Genomic DNA, 22,329 nt, shown 5'->3' with positions numbered 1-22,329 from the left:
TTCTCGAAGAAGTCGCGGTTCTGGGGAATTGACAACAAACAATCTCTTAGTGCCAAACAAACACTTTTGCTTCGTAAGGGCCAATATCAATCATAATGCCGTCATCGCCAGCTTCGACATCGTAGTTTCCTGTCCATTCGTGCCATGTTCCACCGTTGGGAAAATTAGGAACGTGATAACCAGCTAAGAAATTTTCCGAGAAATTAGTGATTACAACCACACGGGAACCTTCATCATTCCAGCGACTATAAGCTAATACTTTCGCCTCTGGATTTTCATGGATAAAGTCAATATTTTCTGTGTAAAGAGCATGATTTTGTTTCCGCAGGCTAATTAAACCTTTGTAGTAATCAAATAAACCGCGATTCAAATCATTACCTAGTAGTGTCCAGTCAATTTTTGCTGATTCTGGAGTTTTAGGTTTGTACTCACCAAACTCTTCACCCATCCAAACTAAGGGTACACCAACAGCTGTCATTAAAATGGCAACACCAAGTTTAATTCTTCGGAAGGCTTCCTCATCAAAAATGTTGCGATCGCCTAAATCAACCATCAAATGGTTATGATCATGATTTGTGACATAATTGACAACATTTGTCGCGCCCATGAAGCCTTGACGTTTACAATCAATGACATCTTTGAGTCGTTCTATATCAAATGTTTCACCACAAATATGTTCCTTAATACAGTGATAAAAACTATCATGCCAGCAACCGTCCATCGGTCCATCAACATTGGTGACACTGGTAGTTTCAGGAATATATTCGGCAACATTATAAAAAGGTTTGGCGCCAGCAGTTTTCTTAGCTTCCTGTACAATCCAGTGCATGAAGTCGTAATTCGCAATTTGACGCGCTGCATCATAGCGAATACCATCAATATGATATTCTTCAATCCAAAAACGGATTGTATCACCAATAAATCTTCGTGCAGGATAAGTCTCTAAATTTTCATCATAAAATTCGTAATTAAACTCAGGTCCCCAGCTATTATCAGGATCACGTGGAGAATGATGATACCAGTAATCATGGTCAATTTGAGTTAATGGACTAGATGCTTCTGAGTGATTATAAATCCCGTCCATAATCACACGAATTCCTCTAGCATGGCACTCATCAATGAGATTTTTTAACCCAGATGTCGGACCATAACTTGATTCTGTGGCAAAAAAATAGCGGGGATTGTAACCCCAGCTATGATCACCTGGATATTCTTTCACAGGCATTAATTCAATAGCATTAATACCCAATTCACAGAGATAATCTAGTTTTTCAACTACATGCTTATACTTTCCACGTGCATAAGGATCATCTTCACCACCAGAAAAATCACCAACATGCAATTCATAAATTACTAACTCATGATCAGCAGGTAAAGGTTTATCATCGTGCTGCCAAACATAAGTATCAACTATTCTTTCTCCATCTTTGATATGTACAATACCGTTATCTTGACCACTTAATTCATCTATATCTATTGCATAAGGATCTGTAACATCAACCCATTGGTCTTCTTCTACAAACCATGATTTTGACTGTACACGAAATTTATATTGGTAATCTCCATCCTCTAATTCAACTGTGGTACGGAAATAACCATCCTCACCTTTTTCCATTGGAATTTCTTGCCAATCAGAAAAAGAAGCAATTAAAGCTGCTGCCTTGTTATATGGGGCAAATAGATTAAATTCAATTGGCTTCGCCATAATAATTAAGTTTATTTAGATTAGTGAATCCTTGCATGATTATTCTCTGATTTTCAAAACAAATAGCCAATCTTTCCCTAGAAATAAATAAATAATCATGACTCTATCTTCAGGAATAAATATTTAAGAAATAATCAAAGAATAATTAAGTTAAGTAAGATGTGATTAATCGCGTCTGTACAATAGTCATTTGTCATTGGTAAGGCTTTTTAGTGATTTTGCGTTTCCCCCTAGTACTCTGTCCCATTAATTTTGAGGGATTACAGGTGGTCAGATCCCCGACTTTTTGGAAAAGTCGGGGATCTTGCAATCCATCAGGACTAATGGGACAGAACACCCTCCCTAGTCCCCGTTCCCCAATCCCCTTTCCCCGATCCCCTTTCCCCCCAACGACCTAAAATGAAATAAACTTGCACTGATTGCTTGGTCAGTTTAAGAATATATAGGGCAATGCACACGGGGAAACTAACGTGAGTCAAGGATTTGATTATGATTTAGTGATTATCGGCGCTGGAGTAGGCGGACATGGAGCTGCCTTGCACGCCGTTAGCTGTGGTTTGAAGACAGCGATCATTGAAGCGGCTGATATGGGAGGAACCTGTGTCAACCGAGGCTGCATTCCTTCTAAGGCATTGCTAGCAGCCTCTGGACGTGTACGGGAACTAAGAGACGCCCATCATCTGAAAACGCTAGGAATTCAAGTCGCAGGTGTACAATTTGAGCGGCAAGCGATCGCCGATCATGCTAACAATCTCGTCGCGAAAATTCAAGGCGACTTAACTAACAGCCTCAAACGTTTGAGCGTTGATATTATTCGAGGTTGGGGCAAAATCGCAGGCACTCAAAAAGTAAGTGTAATTACAGACAGTGGTGAAAAAACAATCACTGCCAAAGATATTATTCTTTCTCCTGGTTCAATTCCCTTCGTTCCTCCTGGGATTGAAGTAGACGGTAAAACAGTATTTACCAGTGACCAAGGAGTAAAATTAGAATCATTGCCAGATTGGGTAGCAATTATTGGTAGTGGTTACATTGGCTTGGAATTTTCTGACGTTTACTCGGCTTTAGGCTGCGAAATCACCATGATCGAAGCACTCGAGCAATTAATGCCAGGATTTGATCGTGATATTGCCAAACTTGCCGAACGAGTGCTAATCACTCCCCGCGATATTGAAACCTATGTGGGAATATACGCCAAAAGAGTCATTCCAGGTTCACCAGTGGTAATTGAATTAGCCAACTTCAAAACCAAAGAAGATGTAGATGTGCTAGAAGTTGATGCTTGTTTAGTGGCAACTGGACGTATCCCAGCAACCCAAAATCTCGGTTTAGAATCAATCGGTGTAGAATTAGACCGCAGAAACTTTATTCCCGTCAATGACACCATGGCTGTGTTAAGTGGAGGTGAAATAGTTCCACATTTGTGGGCAATTGGTGACGCTACCGGCAAAATGATGCTAGCTCACGCTGCTTCAGCTCAGGGTATTGTAGCAGTAGAAAATATCTGCGGTAGACATAAAGAGGTAGACTATCTAAGTATCCCCGCAGCCGCTTTCACTCACCCAGAAGTTAGCTATGTCGGGATGACCGAAGTACAAGCCAAGGAAAAAGCCACCACTGAAGGTTTTGAAGTTGCAGTGGCAAAAAGTTACTTCAAAGGTAATTCTAAAGCCTTGGCAGAAGGTGAAGCCGATGGTATGGCAAAAGTAATTTATCGTAAAGACAACGGTGAAGTTTTAGGAGTCCATATTTTTGGAATGCACGCCTCCGACCTCATACACGAAGCCTCAGCCGCGATCGCCAGCCGTCAATCTGTCCACACCCTCGCCCATCTAGTTCACGCCCACCCCACACTCTCAGAAGTCCTAGACGAAGCTTATAAACGAGCAGCCAGCTAGGGATCGGGGATCAGGGATCAGGGATCAGGGATCGGGAAATAATTTAGTTCCTAGTTCCTAGTTCCTAGTTCCTAGTCCTCAATCCTTAATCCCTAGTTTCCAGTCCCTTTTCCCCTTTCCCCTTTCCCCTTTCCCAATCCCCTTTCCCCGATCCCCAATCCCCGATCCCCTTTCCCCGATCCCTTATCCCCTTTCCCTACTATGCAAATCCGTCGCCGTCCACCAAATCCTAGTGTTGCAGTGTCGAATTTAAGATATCAGGTTGCTACTCATGATGCTGAACCAATGAACATCTTAGAAAAAATTGTTTGGCAAAAAGAAGAAGAAGTAGACCAAATGCGCGAGAAGCAATCCCTAAAGGAGTTGCAAAAACAAGCTTTAACTGCACCCCCAACTCGCGATTTTGTAGCAGCACTGCGAAATGGTAGAACTAAACCAGCTTTGATTGCTGAAGTCAAAAAAGCTTCTCCCAGCAAAGGTGTGATCAGAGAAGATTTTGATCCAGTGGCGATCGCTTTACAATATCAACAAGCTGGTGCTAGTTGCATTTCAGTTTTAACTGATGAAAAGTTTTTTCAAGGTAGCTTTGATAATCTAGCTAAAATTCGCGCCGCTGTCGATTTACCTCTATTATGTAAAGAATTTATTATTTATCCCTATCAAATGTATCTAGCCCGTATTTTTGGAGCAGATGCAGTTTTACTAATTACAGCTATCCTCAGCGATCAAGATTTACAATACTTTGTCAAGATTGCCAATACCCTCAACATGGCAGCATTAATTGAAGTCCATACTCTTGCAGAACTTGACCGTGTATTAGCTCTAGATGGTATTTCTTTAATAGGAATTAATAACCGCAACCTTGAAGATTTTTCTGTTGATTTACAAACCACTTGTCAACTTTTATTAGCAAGAGAAAAAGACTTACAGGAACGGAACATTCTTGTTGTTAGTGAGTCAGGATTACATACCCCAGATGATCTAAAAGTAGTAGAACAAGCAGGAGCTTCTGCCGTACTCATTGGTGAATCATTAGTCAAACAACCAGATCAAAAAATAGCGATCGCTAATCTTTTCACCAAATCTTAATTACCCAGTAAAACCAGGATTATAGCCAACATTTATCATCTATGTAAAATTCATTGATGAAAACACAGTCTTGGATTTGAAATCAAAAGGTAAAATCAAAAATAAACTTCATGGAGCAAATTCCTCTACCTTCGCCCATCCATTACGAACTCATACTGCAACTATTAGAAAGACAAACAATGTTAGCAGTAAACAATAATCCAGAACTGCGATATCAAGTGAATCAGCTAATCATTACTCTCCGCAAAGCTGCTGTTCAACAAAAACATTTAGAAGAAATTTGTCAGTGTTCATCTATAGATGTTGATCACCGTTGGTCACTTAATCATCTTAATACCGAGCAACTATCTTCACCTGATTGACTTGAAAATTTCTTGGCGTCTTAGTGTCTTGGCGTCTTGGTGTTAAAAAGCTATATTTTACTACCAAGACACTAAAAGCACAAGGAGAGGATTTGTATCAAGAATTTGGTGAAATAGAATTACCAATATTTAAATCAGAAGCATCTAAATTTGGCATCACAAAAGAAAAATGATCAAACCCAGCAAGTTTTACATGATCCAATGCGTCCAAACGACCAATCGGATCAGCACCAATTTCTTGGGGTTTGAGATAATCAGAGAATTGATTAGGACTACTATTAGCTTGGTCAGTTAAAATTTGACCTAAGTTGCTTCCATATTGATTGGGAGCAAAATAAGTATTGACATTTTCTTGATTTTGTGAATTGCCATTCATCAAGCGATCGCCAACAACATCAGCAGCTAACTTATCTTCTCCTGCATCACCGATGAGACTATCATTAGTATTTACTTCAAGTGTTGGTTCAGAAGATGAAGGGTTTGGGATCTTGCTAATCGGGTTAAGATCACCACTACCAAATTCCTGACTCCAATAATTATTATGGAAACCAGTGCCAATTTCAGTATATTTGGGATTGAGAATATTTTCCCGGTGTCCAGGACTATTCATCCAATCTTGAACCACCTGTTGAGGAGTTGTTTGGCCTGCGCCTATATTCTCTCCCATCGTTTTCGCTTCATAACCAATAGCCTCAGCTCGCTCCCATGGTAGAGAACCATCTGCTCCTGTATGACTTAAAACACGACGTTCTGACATCTGTTTAGCATATTCGTCAGCAACATAGTTGAGTTCAGCATTCTCTTTCAAAAGAGGAAGATTATTCTTCGCTCGTTCTTGGTTAGTTAGTTCAACAACCTGTTGTTCAAATGTCGTGTTGTTTGAAGCCATTTATGACTGTCCTCGGCGTTTTCAAAATAGATTTTTGAATTGACCCCACTTATGATGCGACTTGGTGTCTTGGTGTCTTTGTGGTGAAAAATGAATCTGTATTTAACCACTAAGACACAAAGACACAAAGAAAACTATGCTTTGAAGGAGATCTCTACGAACTGAGAGCAAAGTTATTGGGTTTTAAGCTTGATGCATCAACGTTTGACAACATGTTGAAATTCTCGAAACCGCCGGATTGTTGATTTCCATCTATGTCTAGGCGAACGCCTGTATCAGCACCAACTTGTTTGAATTCTAGGTAGTCAGAAAATTGATTTGGGCTTGTGTAAGCTGAATCAGACATAATTTGACGCCAGTCGATCGCATCTTGATTTGTGTCAAAATCGGTAATGGTATTACCTTGATTTTGCAAATCTTCATAGATCAAGCGATCGCCTCCAGCATCACCAAGCAGGATATCGATACCATCACCATTATCAAGGCGATCGTGCCTATATCCCTTGACTTCTGCTTTACTCTTTATAAAGTCTTGCTCGGCTTCCCATTTCGGAGAGGTAGATTGATCGACGTGTTCTAACGCACCCCAAGCACCCCATTTCGTCGGTGTGGTGATGTCATTGTAAATCACCATTTCACTACCGTTAGTTAGCTGATCCCAACCTTGGAGATATTCTTTATACAACTGACCCATGCGTTGATCACGGTTAGCCTTGATGAATAAGTCCGTGATAGCGTCATTATTTTCTGATCCGTTAAGACCTGTAAGATGCTGTCCACCTTCATAGCCAACTAAATCAAGACCATATTTATTAGCCTGTTCTGAGTGTTTGCTAATGTTGTCTAGCTGTTTGGGTAGTACTGTTTTGTTCAAGTAGTCAAAGGTTTTGTTCAAACCTCCATCTGATTCTTTTGTCCAGCTTTCTACTTCTGCTTCTGCGGTTGTCCAATCTTGTTTATCTGGAGTCACAAATATCCCCAGGTAAGGAGCGATGGCGATCGCATCTACTGTAGAGTTTGGATCATAAGACTTGACCTTCTGCATCAGTTGATCAGTCAACTGTAAGTTACCATTCTGAGCGCCCAGTACTGTGACTACTCGATTGCTATCTTGTCCAAAAGCTTTATCCCAAATATCACCCATCTCTTCTGTTCGGCGACTGTGCCAGTCTGTCCAGTCACCACCCAGCTTTTGCCCTTGCTCTTGCGCCCATTGATATTGACCAAAAGCACCATTCCACACTTCGTTGGAATATTCTACATAAACTTTTAAGTTGGGGTTGAGCTTTTCTTTGACAACTTTGGCAAAGTTGGCAATGTACTCATCCGATGCTTGATGAGGCATATTGAACCAAGGATTAGCCCCGGTTCGATTAGCCAAATCAACCATAACTTCTACAGGCACACCCTTATTAGGGTAAATGTAATTATAACTATCAACTGTCGGTCGATTTTTCCAATCACCTTGTTGAGAGTTGTTAGTACCCATCCAATCCATAAACCGGAGGGTAGAAAAATTGTCAGTTTTATTGACAAAGGTAGGATTAAATACCTGAGTCTTGTAGTTTTTTTCCTCGGCTTCCGGTACAAGACTAATGTTGCGAAGATAATTTCCTGTACCTTTAGGATCTGTTTCGGTCAGCCATATAGACATACCTTTGCTCGAAGGTGTGACATCAATAACATCACGACCAGGTTTAGAAGCAGCTGTATCTAGTTTGGCATCTGCTCCATACTCTAGCTTGCCTTCACCGTCGTACAAAACAACGTATTTACCACTAGGATAATTTTCTTTGACTCCTGGTGTGGGGGAGATGAGATTGACGAGAGTTTGAACGCTGTCATAATTACTCTCTCCTGATTTCGGTAAGGATTTTACCCAGCCATTTTCATCTAGATTCAGTTGAATTCCTTGTGGTTTTTCCCCTGTTTTGAAATTTTGAGGCATCCAGTTACTAGTCGTTTTGAAGTGATCCAAGAATGGTAATTGGCTAGACCAGTAAGAAACTCCACTTAGGTTTGTGCCTAGATTATTCGCCATGACTATCCTTTAATGAACACCAAATGGTAGATTCCCTGGAATGTGGGTGCAGTGACTGGGTTTAGGGGTGTGAGGGTGTAGGGGAGAAGCTTACTACCGAAACTTTACTTGTACAGCAGATTGCCAGCCTAGTTCTTTCCCTTACACCTACCCAAGCGTCAAGGTTTTCGCTTATCTTAGTGCCATTCCCCTATGACTCTATTACCTAAGACTGGAATTCATAAGCACCTATATCAGTACCTTTACCTTGACCACGTTGTTTACCGTCGTAATCCAGCTTTGCGTATTCACCAATTGCTGCGGAACCAGTATCAATTGCTGGCGAATTTGCAGTGAGTTGGAAATTCTTGGCATTTAAATCAGCAAATCCAATCGAATCAGCCTGAGTGTTATTCTCAGCTTTCAAGTTATTCACTCCATTGCCGGTTTCATAGATGTTTGGAAACTTATTCGTGAATAAGTTGTTATCTAAGGTCACGTTATCGATATCTTCAATGAACCCATTACGATAACTACTATCAGCGAAGATATTGTTGCGAACTAGAATGTCACGAGGTCGATAACCGCCATAGTTATCAGAGCCATCTATCAAGAGACCTTGAACATTGCCATTAACCGTATTGTTAACGATTTGAACATCACTAACATTACTGCTGACACCAATTCCTTGACCACTATTTACCCCGTCCTTACCATTGCCATAAACAATGTTGTTGTAGACACGGATACCAGATACATCCCCTTGATTGGGAACTTCATCTGTAATCACAAGTCCACCAGCAGTGTTATTGGCAACAACATTGTTGTAAACATCAATGTTGAACATATCAGCACGGTTGCCTTCAATATAGAGGCCAGGACCACCAGTGTAACCATCGGGTGTACCACTAACTAAGGCTTGATTAGTCACAGTATTGTGGTGGACAGAACCATTGCGGGAACCAGTTTTGACGTCAATACCTTCGCGGTTGCCTTCTTTAACAATGTTATTAGCCACCTCGAAACCATCAACACCCCAGATACTCAATGATTCCTGTGTTCCAGTTGTCAAGTCAAAACCATCGTTGATATTGCCTTCCTTGGAAGCGTTACCCTTCCAAATCCAGCTAGCTCGTTCAACAGTGTTGTTGAGTACCTTGATATTTTTACTAGTTACCTCGGCTTCCCCACCGTTGTAGTAGGTATCAGGCATGACGATGATACCAGAGGCACCTGTTTCGTAAGTGTGGTTATTCTGCACGGTCATGTTGTAGGCATCACGCAAAGAAATTCCCGCCCAGGATGTGTTCTCAATTCGGAAGCCATCAATTACCCAATTACCTTTGCCTGCTGACTGAATCACTCCTTCCCGGAAAAAGCCATTATTGGGGTCAGGGTCACGCAGAGTCACATCACCATTCGCTTTAAGCGTGATGTCACCTAACTGACTATCACCAGATTTACCAAGGGTGATGAGTTCTGTGTAGGTTCCGGGTTGAACCAGAATGGTGTCACCTCCTTTGACAGGAGAACTTTCACTCACCGCACGGTTCACAGTTTTCCAGGGTTGATCAATTGTGCCTGGATTATCATCACTGCCATCAGGTGCAACGTAGTAGACATTCTGAGAGTCTGTAGTTGCTGCTAGAACAGTCGGTTTTTGGGTAGATTTGCTAAAGTCAATACTCGTACCTAGAACATCTGAAGTTGTAGTTTCTGATTGAGTATCAGAATTAGGCTGTATTAAGGATTGACCAGTAGAATTGCTGAAATCCTTTACACCGTTGTCTTTGATTCCAGTTAGAACGTCTTGATTGTCACCACTGAGGGTTTGATTGCTATTGTTGCTTAGGAACTGTCCATCTTCTGTCTGAGAAAATTGGTTGTTTCCTTGACTAGCATCTAACCAGTTACCTTTCGTACCTAAGCCTTGATCCTGCCAAGCACTTACTCCTGAGTTGGGTATGGATTTGACCCAGCCTTTTTCATCTAGATTGAGTTGAATTCCTTGTGGTTTTTCCCCTATTTGGGAATTTTGAGGTATCAAGTCACTAGCGGTCTTGAAGTGATCCAAAAATGATGATTGGCTAGACCAGTCATAAACCCCACTTAGGTTTGTGTCTTGAGTATTTGCCATAATAATCCTTTAATTCACGCCTAATTAACGCCAAATGGTAGATTCCCTGGGATACCTACGCGAAAAAGATCAACAGAATTGAAATGAGAATATTTAGCAACTACTGTTGCTTTGACTACGTAGAATCTGGTAATCCATTTGTTTTGTGATTAGTCATTTGTATTTACGCAGGTGTATTTACAACAAGTGACTAATGCAATTTTTGAAGCAATTCTTGAACCAGAAAAGGTATGTACGCCTAAAATCAGTTTCGGTGCAGGATGGTTGAACTCACGAGATTGTTGCGACTACGACAAAAAGCGATGACTACGAAATCGTTCACTCATTCACACTCATTCAGAATAAAAGCTACTGTAGCTTTTTTCAGGCTTTTATTGTGACAGTTGAAAGACTGTCACAAAGTACTAAAATTAAACTTTATACAAGTATTTTAAGTATACAAAAGTATATTTAAATTTGACATAATTTAGCCATTTTTAGTAAATTGCTATGCTTTGCTTTTGATCTATTCGTTCATTTGTGCAACGAAAATGACTTGCTTAAGTATTTTTGTTAACCAAAAAAAATTTTTCAAAAAAGTTTTTACTGTAAAAAAAATAATTAGCCTTTGTCAAAAAAATCGCAAAACAGTATACAATCTAATGTTTTGGTGAAGTTTAGTGATCGCCTAGATAAAAAATTGACAAAGTCTTATAAAAAAAATTCCTGATACAACTCAGAACTTGATGTATATCCAATGAGAGACAGGGTCTATCTATTTGTAGATTGACTTTTGTGTCCTCTCACGACAGTGAGATGTTTAAATAGATTTTCAAACATTAGAAAACCGATCGCGCAAGCTAGAAATTATGACGATACAAACCTTGCAAGTGGGTAACGAAGTACTTCAGGCAGATCAGTTAATGTCTTTGCTACATCGTTATCAATTGTTGCCGCAGGTATTACGCGCCAAAGTTATAGATGAGGCGATCGCTTGTTTCAATTGCACAGAATTCGAGAAACAAGCAGCAATTAACAGCTTTTACCAGCGTTACCAACTTACCTCACCAGAGGTAAAACAAGCATGGTTGCAAAAGCATCAGCTAACAGAAGCAGCAATGCAAGAATTGGCTATTCGCCCGGTGTTGATCAAAAAATTTCAGCTTGCAATGTGGGGCAATAAATTAGAGTCTTACTTTATGCAACGCAAAGGAAACTTAGATCAAGTCGTCTATTCTCTAATTCGTACCCAAGACGAAGGACTAGCCCAGGAATTGTATTTTCGGATTTATGAAGGAGAACAACCTTTTGCTAGCGCCGCAGAGAAATATTCCCAAGGTCCAGAAGCACAAACAGCAGGGATTTTAGGGCCAGTTCCCTTGTCTCAACCCCATCCAGTCATTCAACAAATCTTATCTGTGAGTAAACCTGGTCAACTTTGGAAACCACGGGCCATAGCCGAGTGGTTTGTAATCATTCGCCTAGAAAAATTACTGCCTGCACAATTAGATGATCCTATGCAGCAGCAGTTATTGGATGAACTCTTTGAAAACTGGATACAAAAACAAGTGCAAACGCGCCTACAATCCTCCAACCATAATGTGGACGCTGCTGCCGCATAAACTACTGACCGATAATTCCGAGCAGGGTACAAGAAAGCGGATAAATCCTGGGAATAAATCGAAAATCCACGCATCCAAAATCCTCAAGCCCTCGAACCCGTCCGTGGGGTAAATCCAAAATCCATAGACGCCCCTTGGGCGGCTTCAAGGTAGAGTAATCCAAAATCCAAAATTGGATGACACTATCTCAGTTTTAGGGGCAACCCAGATAGCCGACTTTGTGGAAATTTGGGACAGTAAGTGAGGTTGTGAGCAAAGGAGACAAGAAAAATTAAACTTTTTCTCCCCCAACCCCACCGACGTCTAAAAGTTGGTGGATAAGCCACAAGGTTTTGTGGGAGTTTCTAGGAGAAATTCAGATGAAGCCAGCTATTACCCAAACCGACATCATAAAATTCTTAGCCGATACCCCCCCTTTCACCAAACTACCACTTGCCACCTTAGAAACAATTGCAGCGAAATGCCAACTGTTGCAATATCGCACTGGACAGTGGATTTTAGTTAAAGAAAGAATGCCAGCGCAAGTAATCGTAATTTATCAAGGACAAGCGCGGCTATTGGGCTACGACCAGCGTACAGGGTCTCAAATTAGTTTGACAGTGGTAGAGCCAGGAGAGTTCCTGGGTTGGCTAGGATTAATACGTGGGGTAAGTTGCGAAGCAGCGATCGCCTCTAGCGAAGTCATAGCTATTACTCTAGACGCATCAATATTTCTAGAATTGATGGCTACACAACCAGAGTTTAAACAAACAGTGCGATCGCGTCCTCAGATCATAGAAGTGTTTGAACTCCTAAGTTTAGAACTCCAACGACAAGCAGATGCAACTACCGATTTAAAAGACTTGGTGCGTCAAGTTTGGCAACAAACAACAGTTGTGAATGCACCACCAGGAAAACTCAATTCGCAGCAATTAAATGATGACTACCTTTGGCTCATCAGCGCTGGGATGTTCGATGGAATGAGCATTGGTAGCCGATTACAGTTAGATCACAACCAGCAGAAAATTTGGTACAGTGAAACCGAAATACGCTTAATTGGTGTTCCCTGGAAGTCTAGTACAGAGAAACTTCGCAATGACAATACTTCCAGTCTAGCAATCTCCGCCGCCCCAGAATACCCACCTAATCCTGCTGTCGAATATATAGCGCCACCAGACACCATATTCGTATCAGGGCAAGGTACTATTGATGCTCCCTTGGCATGTTTCCAGATGCTACATCGCATCTTAGGGGGTTCTTTTCGCCGTGACTTAATTCGTAAAGTTTTAACAAATCAACTCAAATCTCATAAGCAGATTTCACTGCAAGTAGCAGGGGCTGTTGTCGAAATGATGGGCTTACAGGCCCAGTTAATCAAAGTCCCTGTTAACGTGATCAACCGTTTGAGTGCGCCAGCAGTAATTTACTGGCAAGAAAACTTAGCCTTACTCTACAAAATCACAGAACATGAAATTGTTGTAGCTGCCCCAGAAAAAGGGATTTCTCACTATTCGATCGCAGAATTTGGTAACATCTGGGGGCAATCAGGACAAGTCTTGGTGATCGAAAAACCAGAAGAAGAACGTCCAGAAAAATTTAGTCTGCGTTGGTTTTTGCCTTATATCTACAAATATCGCTTAGTATTGATTGAGGTTCTGGTTGCTTCGTTTTTTGTGCAAGTATTTGGTTTAGCCAACCCAATTATTACCCAAATCATCATTGATAATGTATTGATGCAAAAAAGCCTCGATACTCTCGATATTTTGGGGATTTTCTTGCTTGTGATCGCAGTATTTGAGGCAATCTTAACGAGTCTGCGTACCTATCTGTTTGCTGATACTACCAATCGCATTGATATCCGCCTCGGTTCAGAAGTTATTGAACATCTGTTGCGATTACCTTTGAGTTACTTTGAGCGTCGCCGCGTCGGAGAATTGGCAGGACGAATTAATGAATTAGAAAATATTCGTTCTTTCTTGACAGGAACAGCATTGACTGTGGTGCTAGATGCGGTGTTTTCTGTGATTTATATCGCTGTCATGCTGTTTTATAGTTGGGTGCTGACACTGGTTGCTTTGGCTTGTGTACCATTGTTTGGCTTACTCACAACTTTTGTGGTTCCCTTGGTACAGCGACAATTACGGAAAAAAGCCGAACGCTATGCTGATACTCAATCTTATTTAGTTGAAGTACTCACCGGCATTCAAACAGTCAAAGCTCAGAATATAGAATTAAAATCCCGTTGGCAATGGCGCGATCGCTATACCCGCTACATCAGCGCTGGATTCAAGAATGTACAGACTTCCAGCACCGCCAACTCCATCAGTGGATTTTTAAATCAATTCTCTAGTTTTGTGTTGTTGTGGGTAGGCGCTCATTTAGTTATTTCTAATCAACTCACCCTTGGTCAATTAATCGCCTTCCGGATCATTGCTGGTTATGTTACCAGTCCTCTGTTACGTCTGATTCAACTTTCACAAAACTTTCAAGAAGTAGCATTGTCTATTGAACGTCTTGGTGATGTTTTAGACACTCCACCGGAAGTATTACCAAGCGATCGCCAAAATATCCAACTACCAGAAATTGAAGGCTCAGTCAAATACACAGGTGTTTCCTTTGGTTTCAATCCTGACGATGCTTTGCAACTGCTCAATATCAATCTTGATATTGCTCCTGGTACTTTTGTCGGTATTGTCGGACAAAGTGGTTCCGGTAAAAGTACGATGACAAAATTGTTACCTAGACTATACGAACCTTTAACAGGACAAATCCAGATAGATGGTTATGACATTAAAAAAGTAGAGTTGAATTCCCTGCGTCGTCAGATTGGGATGGTATTACAGGATACCCTGTTGTTTGAAGGGACAATTCAAGATAACATTGCCCTAATTCGCCCAGAAGCAACTACCGAAGAAATTATTGCAGCTGCCAAAGCTGCTGCTGCTCACGATTTCATCATGGCACTACCCAACGGCTACAACACGATTGTGGGGGAAAGAGGTTCGGCACTTTCCGGTGGACAACGCCAAAGAATCGCGATCGCCCGTACTGTTTTGCAAAACCCGCGACTACTGATTTTAGATGAAGCCACCAGCGCTTTAGATTATCAATCAGAACAACAAGTCTGTCGCAACCTGATGGAAGTCTTTGAGGGACGCACCGTCTTTTTCATCACCCACCGTCTCAATACCGTCAAAAACGCCGATATCATCATCATCATGGATCGGGGTGCGATCGCTGAACAAGGAACTCATGCCGAACTCATGGCCATGAAAGGACGATATTACTGTCTCTATCAACAACAGGGGCAAGAAGAATAGTCATTTGTCATTTGTCATTTGTCATTAGTTATTTTGTTTGTCCCCCATTCTCCCTTGTCCTCCCTATCCCCCTTGTCCTCCCTGTCTCCCTTGTCCTCCCTGTCTCCCTTCTGACCTCTCCACTTTCTACACCTCCTTTACACAGAAAAAACCATGCTTGATCCATCTTTGTTGCTGCTAGCTTGTACAAACTGTTCGGAAGTGTCACCTAATACTCCTGAAACAATTAGTAATCATTGCGAGCAAATTCTTGAAGAGCAGACAACAACTCAATCAAACTCTGATTTGAGTAATTGTGTTAGTGAACTTGAAGGTACTGAGGTGGCTTTTTCACCAAATCAGTCAATCAACCAATCGATCTTGAACGTTGGTAGTCAAGGCACAGCTGTTTTCCAACTGCAAACTCAGCTGCAAAAATTAGGATATTATCATGGCGCAATTGATGGTAAATTTGGTGTACTTACCCAAGCAGCACTAATCAAATTTCAGCAAGAGAAACTATTAAACGCTGCTGAGGGTGTTGTTGATACTGCCACTTGGAAGGCGCTACAACCATCCCTACCCAAGTTTACGACTACTACTAACACTAGCTCTAAAGATGATTTTATCGAGCAGAGCGATCGCCACAACACAACTCAAAATACAAACCAAAACACAACTCAAAATACAAACCAAAACACAACTCAAAACACAAACCAAAACACAAATTACCATGTAAATTACTTAGAAGCTGCTCCAAGTCGAGGCTCTATTTTCTTGCCTCTAGGTGGTTTCATGTTTTTGATCACAGCCGGGGGATTAGTATTTATTTGGAAGCGTTTGCCAAAATCTCAGCGTCAATGGCAATTGCTTTTACAAGGAAGTTCGGCAATTTTCAGTTCAGGAATTACCATTCCTCGTGAGAAACCTCGCCAGACACCTCGTGAAATAAATGACTTTGATCAGCCCGTCATTTTAAAACAATCGCGTATTTGGTCACATGCTATTGTTTGGAGCATCATTGGTGTAACTAGTTTTGCGTTTGTCTGGGCTTGTACAGCGAGAATCGACGAATCTGTTCCCGTACAAGGTAAACTTGAACCCAAAGGTTTAGTCAAAGAAATTCAAGCGCCAGTGGGGGGAGTAATCCACAAAATTCATGTCCAGGAAGGCCAAAGAGTCGAAAAAGGCGATCTTTTGGTCAGTTTTGACCCGACAGTTGCTCAAGCAAAATTACACTCTCTGCAAGAAGTTCGAGCTAGCCTAGTGCGAGAAAACATTTTTTATCGTACCCAGATGCGAACATCGACAACGAATTCTACAAAAAGGGAATTCCAGATATCACCAGAATTAGCATCACTCACAGAAAACCGTGTAGCTTTGGTACGAGAAAATGAACTTTATCGTGCAGAATTGCTTGGTGATAAAGCAATACGTAATCTGAGTCCAGAGGTACGAGAACGTTTTATTAATAGACAAACAGAAAGAGACTCTAGAATTGCAACAGCAAGGTTAGACGTAGAACAATTAACCAAGCAGTTAACTCAAGTGCAAGTCCAATTAACAAGTGCTAGGGGTAGTCTCGCAACAAATTTAGAAATAGCCAGTAATTTAAACTCTTTGGTGAAAAAAGGAGCCTTTGCTCGCTTAACTTATCTAGAAAAGCAACAAACCGCAGACGCTAGTAGAGCCGAAGTGAACCGCCTTGTGCAAGAAGAACAACGTTTGCGGCTGGCGATCGCACAATCACAAAAGAAATTAGAAAATGCAATAGCTTTGTCTAAAGAAGATTTACTCAGCAAAATTGCCGAGAACGACAAGCGCATTGCTGAAATTGATAGTCAACTCACCAAAGTGATGGTCGAAAACAAAAAACGCATCCAAGAACTTAACGGTCAAATGAGCGAAATTTTTTCGACTTTAAAATATCAAGAAATCCGAGCTACAACTAGTGGAATTGTTTTTGATCTCAAGCCTCGTAGTACTGGTTACGTCTACAACACCAGCGAATCTATTCTCAAAATCGTGCCACCAGAAAATCTTGTTGCCCAAGTTTTTATCACCAACAATGATATTGGTTTTGTGAAAGATGGAATGCCCGTTGATGTGCGAATTGATTCTTTCCCCTACACGGAATTTAGCGATATTCGAGGTGAGGTAGTTCGGGTTGGTTCTGATGCTTTACCTCCGGATCAAAACACCCCATACTATCGTTTCCCGGCTGAAATTCGCTTATTAAAACAATCGATCAACGTTAACGGTAAAGAAGTACCTCTCCAATCTGGGATGTCTTTAAATGCCAATATTAATGTCCGTAAACGGACTGTAATGAGTATTTTCACAGAAAAATTCTTAGGCAAGATAGAAAGTTTGAAATATACTCGTTAGTTTATAGTGAGGACTTTAGTCCTCTTTGAGCGCTCAAGCGCTCACTACAAACTTCTCGCCCTCATATTTGTAAAAATTCAATTTTTGGTAATAACGGATCAGAAACCACAGCCACACCACCAAAACCCCAACGTTTGAGCAAAGCTTTGAGCTGCGATCCGGGAATAGATTCTACACCAAAACGATTCGCTAATTCTCCAGCGTGGGTGTTGAGATAGCTCAGAGCATCAGAGTGTTCGCGAAACATCAAAAGATAACTCACACCTTCTGGGTTGGGACGGGCTGTCAAATAACGACCGTCAGTTTGTGACCTTACCAAATAATAAATTTCGGAAAACATAATTAAACGTCATTGGTAATTGGTTATTGGTCATTAGTAGACACGATGATACTCTTACCTTGAAGCCGCTCTTACGATCGTCTACGTGTCTGTACAATGGTCATTGTTCATTGATTAATAGTTACTATTTATTACAAATGGCAAAGGACAAATGACTAATAACAAAAAATTAATTTAAATTTTCTAAACGAATCCGAGGATCAGCTGCTTTAAGTAATAAATCTGCTATTAAATTACCAACTATTAATAGCACTGCACCCATTACTAAACTTGCCATCAGTAAATATAAATCTTGATTCTGCACTGCTTGCAAAGTCAATCTTCCTAAACCAGGCCAATTAAAGAAAAATTCGGCAATAAATGCACCACTTAACAAACCCGCCAATTCAAAACCTAATAAAGTAATTAGGGGGTTGATGGCGTTCCGCAGAGCATGAACGTAAATGACTCGATTTTCTGGTAGTCCTTTGGCGCGAGCTGTTTGGATGTAGTCTTGGCGTAATACATCCAGCAATTCACCACGAGTGATGCGCTGTAATCCAGCAAAGCTAGTGATACTCAGGGCGATGGTGGGTAAAATCATGTGCCAGCCGATATCGAGGATTCTACCAAACCATGTCAAATCGGTGTGATTAATGCTAGTCATTCCACCCACGGGAAATATGGGAGTAGTCAATTGAGCAAAAATTAACAATAACAAAGCTGTGATGAAACTGGGAAATCCTTGCCCAGCATAGCTAACCACTTGTAAAATCCGGTCTGTAAAGCGATTTTGCTTCACAGCAGCAACGATACCCAAAGGAATAGCGATCGCCCAAGTCACAATTAAAGAAGAAATAGCCAACAATAAAGTTGCTGGAACTCGCTCCCAAATCAATGATGCTACAGAACGTTGGTAAACAAAACTCGTGCCAAAATCTCCTCTAGTAATAATGCGCCACAACCAAAGAAAGAATTGCTCTAGCCATGACTTATCCAAACCAAATTGTCGCCTGAGTTGCTCTATTCTCGCTGGATCGATTTTCGGATTTTGCTGTAGCGTTGATAAGAAATCCCCAGGAGCAAGTTGAATAATAAAAAACGACAAAGCCGACGCCAAAAACAAAGTTAATAGCGCCTGCAATAATCTTTTGATCACATAAAGAAATGTTTCGTTAGTAACTATTCTTACTAGCCCATCCCTAAATGCTTCTGGGGAAATTCTTGTGGTAGTCATTTGTCAATTGTCCTTTGTCATTGGTCAATGGTCAATGGTCAATGGTCAATGGTCAATGGTCAATTTGATATTATCTGTACTTTTAACAATTGACAATGGACTTTTGACGAATGACAATTGACTATTTATTAATATTCAACAAGGCTGACAATCGGCACATTTGGCAGATTTTTACGTCCTTGTAAATCTTGTAGCTCGATAATAAACCCAAATCCTACCAGTTCGCAGCCAATTTTTTCTACTAATTTTGCAGTTGCAGCTGCGGTTCCACCTGTGGCAATCAAATCGTCTACAATCAAAACTCGGCTTTGGGGGTGCAAAGCATCTTGGTGTACTTCCAAGCAATCTGTACCGTATTCTAGTTCATATTCAATCGAATGTACTGCTGCTGGTAATTTGCCCGGTTTACGAACAGGGATAAAACCAGCTCCCAATTGATAAGCCAGAGGTGTGCCAAATATGAAACCCCGTGATTCCATTCCGATAACGTAATCCGCCTTCAGTCCGGCTTCTAGAATTCTTTGTGTAAACAAGTCTATTGTGTGGCGCAGTCCTTGGGGGTCGCCCAGTAGTGTGGTGATATCCCGAAATATAATTCCGGGTTTAGGAAAATCTGGAATATCACGAATCAGAGACTTTAGATCCATAAGTGAAGAAAGATAGCGTAGATGAAGGTGGAGTGAAAATTTAGTGAAAAAGTTAAAGGTAAAGAGTTAAAGGAACTTGGAATTTATTTACCTTTCCTTACCCATTATCTCTTACGGTTCTAGTTGCCCCAATTTTGCCGACAGAAATACATCCGGGCAGTGAGGGCAGATACCTGAAAAATCGTACACTATTATGTCGTACGCTTGGAAATATTCACAAACACCAGCCATTGGCGATTACCAAAAACTACACTTTATCAAGAATGAAATGATACTAAGTAAACTATAAGAAAAAACTGTGCTTGGAAAACTTGCATTTTGTGTATGCGGAAAACTTTAAATAGAACGGGTAAGTTAATGTATATATCGAGCTACTATGCCCTACTCACAACCAAACACATGCCAATTTGGCTATATATCTTAAATTAGTTTTACCGACTCTGTTGCAGCTGCACAAGGTATTTATAATGAATGTCTCCGCTAGTTTAACGCCATATAACAGCCCTCTTCCCCAGTCACCGCCGATGATTTTGGATACTCTACCTGATCCTGCTATTGAAGGACAGGGTTCTTCTTGCCCCCGGAAAACTAGGGTGCAAATAGACTTGATTTTATTGGCCATTGAAGCTTTAGAACTTGGTAGTTCAGAGGCTATTTTGTCATTTGCACAAGAGTTGGAATTGAAAGGAATTATTAAAGACAGGGTGAATTTGTGGCGAATGCGTAGCACTAATCCCCTCAGAAGAGCGCATATTCGCCGCTCTTTAACAATTACGGAAGCTAAAGCCTTAGTGGTAATTGCTAGCTACTTAGCACGGCGCTTGACAGTTGTAATTCGTCAGTTGCTCATGATATACCAGCAACTGGACGAAAAGCAGATTCCACTCGAACAAAATTTACGATTGTCTAATTACCTAGAACGGTTTAGAGCACATTTTAAAAGTCGGATGAATCCACGCCGTTCTGGGGTAATGGCATTAAATTCAGATGAAAAATTAGATGAATTGGCTATAGATTTGCTGGGTAAATTACTATTTTGTACAGGTACGGCTGGAATGCAGCGCTTCTGGATTAGTCTTTTTGACGGTGAAGTGGAATGAATATTCAACGTAAGTATAGTTTACCAAATTGCACCTTAGTTCTAGAGGGTTTAAGTGATGCTACAAGGGCTGCACAATTTCAGGAATTGCGCCCAGCGCTATCTATATTGGTAAATGCAGAATGTTATTTATCAGGTTATAGTCAACCACTATCGGGTGGTAGGGAATTTTTTGAAAGTTTGGTGAGAGCTGTTAGTGCTTATGCTCAAGAATTTTTGAGTAGTGTTTCTCACCCCCAAGCGCACAATTTTGATTCTGAATTAGTGCAAATGCAGAAGCTTGAGTACAATCGACATCGATTGATTGTACATTCAGAAATTCCTAATGGCCAAATATTACAGCCTAATTATGTTCATGATGGCAAGCAGCCAGTTCAAATAGATTTAAATACAGTACAGTTATTTGATTTGGTAGAAGCCGTTGATCAATTTTTTGCTGATACCCAAACTCTACCGGAGCTATCGCTAGAATTACAACCAGTTCCTAGACGTTATGGTTCTGGTAGTGAAGGTTTGGTTAAGCAGGTAGTACCAGCTAGTGTCGGGGTAACTAGTTTGGCAGCTGCGGCGATCGCTTTTGCTATGATACCACCTCCTCCTCCACCACAACCAACTACACAGCAACAACTTGGCTCAACCACCTCAAGTGTTACTCCCACAACACCAGCTGCTAATCCAGAAGCGACTACTACTCCTTCACCAGATGTTAATCAACTAATAGCGACAAATCCCACCCCCGGTATCAATGCACAAATAGCAGCAACTCCCGAATTTACTCCCACTCCAACTGTTAATGCACAAATAGCAGCAACTCCTGCATTTAGCCCGACTCCAACTGTTAATGAACAGATTGCAGCAACTCCCGAATTTACCCCTACACCCACTTCTACAAGTGTTGCTAACCCCACACCGAATTCAACATCTGTAGTTAATCAAGATTTAGAAACACTTTTAACTAGTGTTCCTGAAATCACAGATGCGTCCCAGTTACGTGCCTTAAATCGGCAAGTTTATAACCAAATTCACCCCAACTGGAAAAATCGCCAAGGATTGAAGGAGGATTTAGTCTTTCGTGTAGGTGTAGCAGCAGATGGCGCGATCGTTGGTTACAAAAGTGTCAATCCAGAGGCAAATCAAGCAGTAAATCAAACTCCTCTACCAAATTTAATTTACAATCCTGCTGTTCGCCCTCCAATTACCAACGAACCAATCGCTCAATATCGAGTCGTCTTTACTAGAAATGGCGTACTGCAAGTTAGTCCTTGGCGTGGTTACACCACCAAACCAGATGTAATTGGAGCTAAAATTTCTGATGCCAATCAAGTCAAACAGTTAAACCAACTACTGTATGATGGAATTCGCCAAAATTGGCATGGTAAACCCAGCTACAGCATCGATTTAAAGTATCGTGTGGCAGTCAACAAAGATGGTGTTATTACTGATTATGAACCACTCAACCAAGTAGCATTTGATTATTTTCGAGAAACACCCCTGCCACAAATGTTCCAGTCATCTAACCCTTCAAATCTATCAGTGCCAATTAACAAAGAACCCCTGGCTCATTTCCAAGTCATCTTTCAGCCGAGTGGCAAGTTAGAAATTACACCTTGGCAAGGGTATCAGTGAATTGGGGATCGGGGAGCGGGGATTGGGGATCGGG

General features: G+C 41.1%; 15 protein-coding genes. 8 read left to right on the top strand and 7 right to left on the bottom strand.

The window, feature by feature from the left end:
- Window positions 1–46 precede the first annotated feature (46 nt).
- Complete coding sequence (locus tag B4U84_RS10095; protein WP_044448292.1) at window positions 47–1,705, bottom strand: alpha-amylase family glycosyl hydrolase; 1,659 nt, start codon at window positions 1,703–1,705, stop codon at window positions 47–49.
- A 470-nt stretch (window positions 1,706–2,175) separates the two neighbouring features.
- Here B4U84_RS10095 and lpdA point away from each other — a divergent pair, with 470 nt between their 5' ends.
- The 3 genes from lpdA (at window position 2,176) to B4U84_RS10080 (ending at window position 5,054) form a co-directional block, all read left to right on the top strand.
- On the top strand, window positions 2,176–3,603 hold the full coding sequence (gene lpdA / locus B4U84_RS10090) for a dihydrolipoyl dehydrogenase (RefSeq protein ID WP_131117495.1): 1,428 nt from the start codon (window positions 2,176–2,178) through the stop codon (window positions 3,601–3,603).
- A gap of 201 nt (window positions 3,604–3,804) precedes the next feature.
- Window positions 3,805–4,692 carry an indole-3-glycerol phosphate synthase TrpC gene (gene trpC / locus B4U84_RS10085; protein ID WP_131117492.1) on the top strand — a complete coding sequence of 296 codons (888 nt, stop codon included), beginning with the start codon at window positions 3,805–3,807 and terminating at the stop codon, window positions 4,690–4,692.
- A gap of 110 nt (window positions 4,693–4,802) precedes the next feature.
- The gene (locus B4U84_RS10080; protein ID WP_017313476.1) at window positions 4,803–5,054 is read left to right on the top strand and encodes a DUF5340 domain-containing protein; all 252 of its coding nucleotides are present in this window, start codon (window positions 4,803–4,805) and stop codon (window positions 5,052–5,054) included.
- A gap of 97 nt (window positions 5,055–5,151) precedes the next feature.
- Here B4U84_RS10080 and B4U84_RS10075 read toward each other — a convergent pair whose 3' ends face one another.
- The 3 genes from B4U84_RS10075 to B4U84_RS10065 all read right to left on the bottom strand — a co-directional run bounded on the left by B4U84_RS10075 (window position 5,152) and on the right by B4U84_RS10065 (window position 10,100).
- Entirely contained in the window at window positions 5,152–5,943 is a 792-nt protein-coding gene (locus tag B4U84_RS10075; RefSeq protein ID WP_131117490.1) for a CAP domain-containing protein, read from the bottom strand.
- 154 nt (window positions 5,944–6,097) lie between these two features.
- Complete coding sequence (locus B4U84_RS10070) at window positions 6,098–7,984, bottom strand: type I secretion C-terminal target domain-containing protein (RefSeq protein ID WP_131117486.1); 1,887 nt, start codon at window positions 7,982–7,984, stop codon at window positions 6,098–6,100.
- 205 nt (window positions 7,985–8,189) lie between these two features.
- Window positions 8,190–10,100 (bottom strand): right-handed parallel beta-helix repeat-containing protein, encoded by a 1,911-nt coding sequence (locus B4U84_RS10065; RefSeq protein WP_131117483.1) that lies wholly within the window; start codon window positions 10,098–10,100, stop codon window positions 8,190–8,192.
- An 848-nt stretch (window positions 10,101–10,948) separates the two neighbouring features.
- Between B4U84_RS10065 and B4U84_RS10060 the strand changes: the two genes are divergently transcribed.
- From B4U84_RS10060 to B4U84_RS10050, 3 genes are all read left to right on the top strand, one after another.
- Window positions 10,949–11,701 (top strand): peptidylprolyl isomerase, encoded by a 753-nt coding sequence (locus tag B4U84_RS10060; protein WP_131117481.1) that lies wholly within the window; start codon window positions 10,949–10,951, stop codon window positions 11,699–11,701.
- Window positions 11,702–12,060: 359 nt separating this feature from the next.
- Window positions 12,061–15,000, top strand: coding sequence for a peptidase domain-containing ABC transporter (locus tag B4U84_RS10055; RefSeq protein ID WP_131117479.1), 2,940 nt, complete (start codon window positions 12,061–12,063; stop codon window positions 14,998–15,000).
- Window positions 15,001–15,153: 153 nt separating this feature from the next.
- Window positions 15,154–17,367: a beta-barrel domain-containing protein gene (locus tag B4U84_RS10050; RefSeq protein WP_131117476.1), complete on the top strand. Its 2,214-nt coding sequence runs from the start codon at window positions 15,154–15,156 to the stop codon at window positions 17,365–17,367.
- Window positions 17,368–17,428: 61 nt separating this feature from the next.
- Here the strand turns inward: B4U84_RS10050 and B4U84_RS10045 are convergent, their stop codons facing one another.
- The 3 genes from B4U84_RS10045 to B4U84_RS10035 all read right to left on the bottom strand — a co-directional run bounded on the left by B4U84_RS10045 (window position 17,429) and on the right by B4U84_RS10035 (window position 19,570).
- Window positions 17,429–17,707 carry a hypothetical protein gene (locus B4U84_RS10045; protein ID WP_131117473.1) on the bottom strand — a complete coding sequence of 93 codons (279 nt, stop codon included), beginning with the start codon at window positions 17,705–17,707 and terminating at the stop codon, window positions 17,429–17,431.
- Window positions 17,708–17,876: 169 nt separating this feature from the next.
- Window positions 17,877–18,923, bottom strand: a complete 1,047-nt coding sequence (locus B4U84_RS10040) for an ABC transporter permease (RefSeq protein ID WP_017313485.1) — start codon at window positions 18,921–18,923, stop codon at window positions 17,877–17,879.
- 128 nt (window positions 18,924–19,051) lie between these two features.
- Entirely contained in the window at window positions 19,052–19,570 is a 519-nt protein-coding gene (locus tag B4U84_RS10035; protein ID WP_131117470.1) for an adenine phosphoribosyltransferase, read from the bottom strand.
- Between the two features lie 467 nt (window positions 19,571–20,037).
- On the opposite strand from B4U84_RS10035, the gene B4U84_RS10030 reads away from it, so the two are divergent.
- Window positions 20,038–20,670 (top strand): DUF3038 domain-containing protein, encoded by a 633-nt coding sequence (locus B4U84_RS10030; RefSeq protein ID WP_026082176.1) that lies wholly within the window; start codon window positions 20,038–20,040, stop codon window positions 20,668–20,670.
- Window positions 20,667–22,295, top strand: coding sequence for a DUF4335 domain-containing protein (locus B4U84_RS10025; RefSeq protein WP_131117467.1), 1,629 nt, complete (start codon window positions 20,667–20,669; stop codon window positions 22,293–22,295). The genes B4U84_RS10030 and B4U84_RS10025 overlap by 4 nt, the downstream gene beginning before the upstream one ends.
- The last annotated feature ends 34 nt before the right edge of the window (window positions 22,296–22,329 follow it).

The sequence above is a fragment of the Westiellopsis prolifica IICB1 genome, from assembly GCF_004323185.1.
In the GTDB taxonomy this organism is placed as follows: domain Bacteria; phylum Cyanobacteriota; class Cyanobacteriia; order Cyanobacteriales; family Nostocaceae; genus Pelatocladus; species Pelatocladus prolificus_A.
The sequence above is the reverse complement of the archived record's forward strand: the minus strand, read 5'-3'. Positions and strand labels throughout refer to the sequence as shown.